Source organism: Micromonospora sp. NPDC005163, from assembly GCF_053599835.1.
In genome coordinates, this window is record NZ_JBSFYP010000014.1 from 120,251 (window position 1) to 127,432 (window position 7,182).

6 protein-coding genes are annotated in these 7,182 nt (G+C 75.3%); all 6 read left to right on the plus strand.

Features of this window, described 5'->3' with window-relative positions; all coding sequences use genetic code 11:
* Positions 1–132: 132 nt before the first annotated feature.
* Positions 133–582 (plus strand): SAV_6107 family HEPN domain-containing protein, encoded by a 450-nt coding sequence (locus ACWD6N_RS12885; RefSeq protein WP_354862373.1) that lies wholly within the window; start codon positions 133–135, stop codon positions 580–582.
* Between the two features lie 101 nt (positions 583–683).
* Positions 684–1,403 carry a hypothetical protein gene (locus ACWD6N_RS12890; RefSeq protein WP_354965018.1) on the plus strand — a complete coding sequence of 240 codons (720 nt, stop codon included), beginning with the start codon at positions 684–686 and terminating at the stop codon, positions 1,401–1,403.
* A complete protein-coding gene (locus tag ACWD6N_RS12895; RefSeq protein ID WP_450004756.1) occupies positions 1,400–2,962 on the plus strand; it encodes a DNA polymerase Y family protein in 1,563 nt (520 codons plus the stop codon). The genes ACWD6N_RS12890 and ACWD6N_RS12895 overlap by 4 nt, the downstream gene beginning before the upstream one ends.
* 120 nt (positions 2,963–3,082) lie before the next feature.
* Complete coding sequence (locus ACWD6N_RS12900; RefSeq protein ID WP_354965016.1) at positions 3,083–6,451, plus strand: error-prone DNA polymerase; 3,369 nt, start codon at positions 3,083–3,085, stop codon at positions 6,449–6,451.
* A gap of 96 nt (positions 6,452–6,547) precedes the next feature.
* Positions 6,548–6,721 (plus strand): hypothetical protein, encoded by a 174-nt coding sequence (locus ACWD6N_RS12905; protein WP_354965015.1) that lies wholly within the window; start codon positions 6,548–6,550, stop codon positions 6,719–6,721.
* Positions 6,722–6,724: 3 nt separating this feature from the next.
* Positions 6,725–7,182: methyltransferase domain-containing protein (locus ACWD6N_RS12910; protein WP_450004757.1), on the plus strand; the 458-nt coding region annotated here is incomplete at its 3' end.

The following is a 7,182-nucleotide window of genomic DNA, read 5'->3' on the forward strand; positions in this document are numbered from 1 at the left end:
TGTGGTGTGGGGAAGCATCCACACCCGGCCGGCCACACCCGGTGCGTCTTCCTCCGCACCATCCGACCTCGGCATCCCATCGGCGGCACCAGTGCGCCGAGGTAACGCCCCGGCCAGTGGAGGAGACAGTCCATGCCGACCAACCCGGCTCAGGCACCGACGGTGCCGGCGCACGTGCTGCCGCACCGCACCCCCGCCCAGCTCCTCACGTTGGCCCGGCGCGGGCTGGTCGAGGCCGGCCAGACCCGACCCGACGGCCTGCGCTACGCGGCCGCCCACCTGGCGGCGCTGCGTGCGGCCGCCGCACTCCTCGCCGCCCGTGCCCGACCCGCGCCGAGCCGGCGCAACCGGATCACCAGCGTCTGGGTCCTGCTCTGTGCCGTCGCCCCCGAGCTCGACGAGTGGGCCAGGTTCTTCGCCGCCGGCGCCGGCAAGCGGGCCGCCGCCGAGGCCGGCATCCCCCGGGTGGTCAGTGCCCGGGAGGCCGACGACCTGCTCCGCGCGGCCGAACAGTTCGTCACGGTGGTGGAGACCGCGCTCGGCGTGGCTCACCAACCGGCCCTGGACGGCCTCGCCGCATGATCCCGCCGTGACGCCGACCGCCCGGCGGGGGGAGTCGGGCGGCCGGCGTCACGGCGTGCCGGTCCTGATCTGATCCACAGCAACGACGGGGGGTTGGTCCGATGGCGGGCCGCATGGTGGTCGGTTCCGCCGCACTGGCCGATCTGGTACGCCCGGCGAGCGCACCCGACCCGGTCGGCGGCGGCCACCGGGTGCTGCCGGTGGCGCCCGAGCTGACCGGCCTGCTGCCCAACCGGGGCCTGCGTCGGGGCAGCACCATCGCGGTCGCCGTCGGCCAACCCCGGCGCAGCGGGGACACCTCGCTGGTGCTGGCCCTGCTCGCCGAGGCGTCCCGGGCCGGCTCGTGGTGTGCCGTGGTCGGCGTGCCGACGTTCGGCGCGGGCGCGGCCGCCGAGTTGGGCATCGCCCTGGACCGGCTGGCCCTGGTGCCGAATCCCGGCCCCGAGTGGGCCACCGTGGTCGCCGCGCTGATCGACGGGGTGGACGTCGTGGTCACCGCCGTGCCGGCCGCGGTCTCCGCGTCGGTCGCCACCCGGCTGGCCGCCCGGGCCCGGCAGCGCGGCAGCGTGCTCGTCCCGTACGGCCGGTGGGACGGCGCGGACGTGACGTTGCAGGTGGTCCGTGGGGTCTGGGAAGGGCTCGGGTCGGGCCGGGGTCGGCTGCGCCGCCGGGAGGTCACCGTCTCGGCGCGCGGGCGTGGGGCGGCCGCCCGACCCAAGGAGATCAAGGTCTGGCTTCCCGGTGACGAGCTCACCCGGGTGATTCCTCGTACGGTGTCGACCGCGACCCGTCCGGCGCTCACTCTGGTCGGCGCGGGGTGACCGACTCGCCGACACGGACCCTGCTGCTGTGGTGCCCGGACTGGCCGGTGCTCGCCGCCGAGATCGTCGACGGGGTGCCGGCCACCGGCCCGGTCGCCGTGCTGCACGCCAACCGGGTGGTCGCCTGCTCCGAGCGGGCCCGTGCCGAGGGGGTGCGCCGGGGGCTGCGCAAGCGGGAGGCGCAGGGCCGCTGCCCGCAGCTCACCGTCGTGGAGTACGACCCCGGCCGGGACGCCCGGGCGTTCGAGCCGGTGGTCGCCGCGGTGGAGGAGCTGGTCGCCGGCGTCGAGGTGGTCCGCCCCGGAGCCTGCGCGGTGGCCGCCCGGGGCCCGAGCCGTTACCTCGGCGGCGAGGAGGCGGCCGCCGAGCGGATCATCGAGCACATCGCCCAGTCGTGTCTGGTGGAGAGTCAGGTCGGCATCGCCGACGGGGTATTCGCCGCGGGGCTGGCCGCCCGCGCCGGCCGGGTGGTGGCGTCGGGCGGGACACCGGAGTTCCTGGCCGGGCTGCCGGTCGAGGCGCTCGGCCGGTCGGCGCTGGCCGACCTGCTGCGCCGGCTGGGGGTGCGGACCCTCGGCGACTTCGCCGCGTTGCCGGCCGGCGACGTGCTGGCCCGGTTCGGGTTCGACGGCGCACTGGCCCACCGGCTGGCCGCCGGGCGGGACCACCGCCCGCTCGCCGTCCGGCGGCCGCCGGCCGACCTGACGGTGACCGCCGAGCACGACGAGCCGATCGACCGGGTCGACGCGGCGGCGTTCGCCGCCCGCGCGCTGGCCGAGCAGCTGCACGACCGGCTGGCCGGGCACGGGCTGGCCTGCACCCGGCTCGGCATCGAGGCGGTCACCGCGCACGGGCAGGAGCTGCACCGGGTGTGGCGGCACGACGGCCTGCTCACCGCAGCGGCCATCGCCGACCGGGTGCGCTGGCAGCTCGACGGTTGGCTCTCCGGCAGCAACGGCCGGGCCGGTGCCCGAGCGGTCCGGCCGACGGCCGGCATCATCCGGCTGCGGCTGATCCCGGACGGGGTGATCGCCCAGGCCGGCCTGCAGTCCGGCCTCTGGGGGGAGGCCGGCGAGGAGCGGGAGCGGGCGCACCGGGCGTTGAACCGGGTGCAGGGCATCCTCGGCCCGGAAGCGGTGGTCACCGCGGTGCTCGGCGGCGGGCGGTCCCCGGCCGACCAGGTGCGACTGGTGCCGTGGGGCGACGAACGGGTCCCCGCCCGCGCCGGCGCCCCGCCCTGGCCAGGCCAGCTTCCCCCGCCCGCGCCGGCGGTGGTGCTGGCCAGCCCGCTCGCGGCGACCGTGCAGGACGCTGCCGGCGAGCCGGTGGTGGTCAACGCCCGGTTGGCGGTGAGCGCCCCACCCGCACGGCTGCTGGTGGGCATCGGCCGGCCGGCGGAGATCGTCGGCTGGGCCGGGCCGTGGCCGGTGGACGAGCGCTGGTGGGTGCCGGCGGAGGCCCACCGCCGGGCCCGGTTCCAGATCGGCCTCGCCGACGGTACGGCCCTGCTGCTCGCCGTCGAGGCCGGGCAGTGGTTGGTGGAGGCGATCTATGACTGAGCTGGTCCTTGTCCGCTCCAGGCCGGAGGCGGATGCCCCGGTGAGCGATATGACTGTGAGGCATATTTATGACTCTCAGGTATATCGCTCACCGCCCCTCTCGCCGCCGGAGCCAGCCGGATGAGCTTCCACAACCCGAAGATGCCCTGGTCGGAGCTGGAACGGGTGCTCTCCGGCCGGGCCGACGACAAACGGGGGAGCCGGGGCGAGCGGCACCTGCACGTGGTGGACCCGCTCGCCGTGGACGCCGACGGCGGGGACTCCCCGGCCTGGAGCCGCCGGCGCGAGCAGTACCAGCCGCCGGAGCTGGCCCGCCCCGACGGTGTGGTGCCCTACGCGGAGCTGCACGCGCACACCAACTTCAGCTTCCTCGACGGCGCCAGCCATCCGGAGGAGCTGGCCGAGGAGGCGGCCCGGCTGGGGCTCACCGCCCTCGCCGTCACCGATCACGACGGCTTCTACGGTGTGGTCCGCTTCGCCGAGGCGGCCCGCGCGCTGGCCCTGCCGACCATCTTCGGCGCGGAGCTCTCCCTCGGGCTGCCCGGTCCGCAGAACGGTGAGCCCGACCCGCACGGCGCGCACCTGCTGGTGCTCGCGCACGGCCACGAGGGGTACGCCCGGCTGGCCACCACCATCGCCCGCGCCCAGCTGCGCGGCGGGGAGAAGGGCCGCCCGGTCTACGGGGAGCTGGAGGAGGTCGCCGCCGAGCTGCGCGACCACGTGCTGGTGCTGACCGGCTGCCGCAAGGGCCACGTGCCGGCGGCGCTGCTCACCGAGGGGGTGGACGCGGCGGCCCGCGAGCTGGACCGGCTGACCGCGCTCTTCGGCGCGGAGACGGTGGCGGTGGAGCTGACCGACCACGGCCACCCCGTCGACGCCGACCGTAACGACGCGCTCGCCGACCTGGCCGCCGCGGCCGGGCTGCCGACGGTGGCCAGCAACAACGTGCACTACGCCAGCCCCGGCCGGCGGCGGCTGGCCACCACGGTCGCCGCCGTCCGGGCCCGGCGCAGCCTGGACGAGATCGACGGCTGGCTGCCCGCGGCGGCCACCGCCCACCTGCGCAGCGGCGCGGAGATGGCGGCCCGGTTCGCCGCGTACCCGGGCGCGGTGGCCCGGGCCGCCGAGTTCGGCGCCGAGCTGGCCTTCGACCTCCAACTGGTCGCGCCGCAGCTGCCGGCGTACCCGGTGCCGCCGGGGCACACCGAGATGAGCTGGCTGCGCAAGCTGACCGCCGACGGGGCGCGGGAGCGCTACGGTCCGCCGCAGGCGCACCCGACGGCGTACGCGCAGCTCGACCACGAGCTGAACATGATCGAGGAGCTGGGCTTCCCCGGCTACTTCCTGGTGGTCTACGACATCGTCGCGTTCTGCCGTGCGCAGGACATCTACTGCCAGGGCCGGGGTTCGGCGGCCAACTCGGCGGTCTGCTACGCGCTGCGGATCACCAACGTGGACGCCGTCCGGCACCGGTTGCTCTTCGAGCGTTTCCTCGCCCCGGAGCGGGACGGCCCGCCGGACATCGACGTGGACATCGAGTCCGACCGCCGGGAGGAGGTGATCCAGCACGTCTACACCCGCTACGGCCGGGAGCACGCCGCCCAGGTCGCCAACGTCATCTCCTACCGGCCCCGGTCGGCGGTGCGGGACGTGGCCAAGGCGTTCGGCTTCTCACCCGGCCAGCAGGACGCCTGGAGCAAGCAGATCGACCGGTGGGGTTCGGTCGCGACGGTCGACGTCGAGGACATCCCCGAGCAGGTGGTCGAGTACGCCAACGAGTTGCAGACGTTCCCCCGGCACCTGGGCATCCACTCCGGCGGCATGGTGATCTGCGACCGGCCGGTGATCGAGGTCTGCCCGGTGGAGTGGGGGCGGATGCCCGGGCGCAGCGTGCTCCAGTGGGACAAGGACGACTGCGCGGCGGTCGGTCTGGTCAAGTTCGACCTGCTCGGCCTCGGCATGCTCTCCGCGCTGCACTACGGCTACGACATGATCGGCATGAGCCTGGACCTCGGCGACATGACGCTGGACGACCCGGAGGTCTACGACATGCTCTGCCGGGCGGACTCGGTCGGGGTGTTCCAGGTGGAGAGCCGCGCCCAGATGGCCACCCTGCCCCGGCTCAAACCCCGCGAGTTCTACGACCTGGTGGTCGAGGTGGCGCTGATCCGGCCCGGCCCGATCCAGGGCGGCTCGGTGCACCCGTTCATCCGGCGCAAGAACGGCCTGGAGCCGGTGACCTTCGCGCACCCGCTGATGCGCAACGCGTTGGAGAAGACCCTGGGCGTGCCGCTGTTCCAGGAGCAGCTGATGCAGCTCGCCATCGACCTGGCCGGCTTCGACGCGGCCGAGGCCGACCAACTGCGCCGGGCGATGGGCGCCAAACGCTCGGTCGAGCGGATGACCCGCATCGCCGACCGGCTCTACGCCGGGATGGCCGAGCGGGGCATCACCGGCGAGCTGGCCGACGACGTCTACCGCAAGCTCACCGCGTTCGCCAGCTACGGCTTTCCGGAGAGCCACGCGATGAGCTTCGCCTACCTGGTCTACGCCAGCTCCTGGCTCAAGCGCTACCACCCGGCGCCGTTCCTGGCCGCGCTGCTGAACGCCCAGCCGATGGGCTTCTACTCCCCACAGACCCTGGTGGACGACGCTCGCCGGCACGGGGTGGAGGTACGCCGCCCGGACATCAACGCCAGCGGGTCGAAGGCGGTGCTGGAGTCCACCCCGGACACCCGGTGGGGCAGCGGCCCGGGGGAGCCGCCGCACGCCTGGGGGCTGGGCGGCCCGGCGGTCCGGCTCGGGCTGTCCGGCGTGCGGACCCTCGGCGCCGAGGTGGCCGAGCGGATCGAGGCCGAACGGGCGACCGGTGGACCGTACCGGGACATGCCGGACCTGGCCCGGCGGGTCGGTCTCACCGCCGCGCAGCTGGAGGCGCTGGCCACCGCGGACGCGTTCGCCTGTTTCGGGCTGACCCGGCGGGAAGCGCTCTGGGCTGCCGGCGCGGCGGCCCAGGACCGGCCGGGTCGGCTGCCCGGCACGGTGACCGGCGCGGCGGCACCCACCCTGCCCGGGATGGAGGCGGTGGATCGGCTGGTCGCCGACGTGTGGGCCACCGGGCTGTCGCCGGAGAGCCATCCGGCCCGGTTCATCCGGGGTCAGCTCGACGTGCTCGGCGCGGTGCCGATCGCCCGGCTCGGCCGGGTGGAGCCCGGGCAGCGGATCCGGGTCGGCGGCATCGTCACCCACCGGCAGCGCCCGGCGACCGCGGGCGGGGTCACCTTCCTCAACCTGGAGGACGAGACCGGGATGCTCAACGTCACCTGCTCGCCGGGGCTGTGGCAGCGCTACCGGCGGGTGGCCCGGACCAGCGCCGCGCTGGTGGTCCGTGGGCGGCTGGAGCGGAACGAGGGGGTGACCAACCTCGTTGCCGACCGGCTGGACGCCATCGAGCCACCGGTCAGCCCCGCATCCCGTGACTTCCGCTGATTCAGTGATCCACATTACGGTTTCCGGCGCCGCCGAGCGGGAGACTCGTGCCGAGCGGGCAGAGCGGCCCGTGAGCCATGAGGGGAATGAACAGCGATGGGGAATCACACGTACACCGGTGGAATCGCCAACTCCCGGCGGACCCGGCTCGGCGCGGGCTGGATGCCGTCGCACCTCGCCGACCCTCGCGAGTACGAGGTGACCAACGGTCCGGTCGCCAACGAGCGGCGATCCCGCGCGGAGGACGAGGTCGAGGGCGGCGAGTCCTGACCGATGGACCGGGTGACTAGGCTCGACCGGGTGGAGCAGACCCGAGGCCGGTTCACCGGGCCGCCGCTGACCCCCCGTACCGCCGTGATCTGGTCGGTGCTCCGCGCCGAGCTGGACCGGCGCGGCGACGCCGAGCTCACCGTGCTGGACGTGGGCGGCGGCACGGGTGGCTTCGCCGTCCCGCTGGCCCGCGCCGGGCACCGCGTCACCGTGGTCGACGCCAGCCCCGACGCGCTGGCCGCGCTCACCCGCCGGGCCGCCGAGGCCGGGGTGGCCGACCGGATCGCCGCCGTGCAGGGCGATGGGGACGCCCTCGCGGGGCTGGTCGAGCCGGCCGGCGTCGACCTGGTGCTCTGCCACGCCGTGCTGGAGGTCGTCGACGACCCGGCGGCGGTGGTGGCCGCGCTGGCCACCGCGCTGCGCCCGGGCGGCGCGGCCAGCGTGCTGGTGGCCGGCCGGGC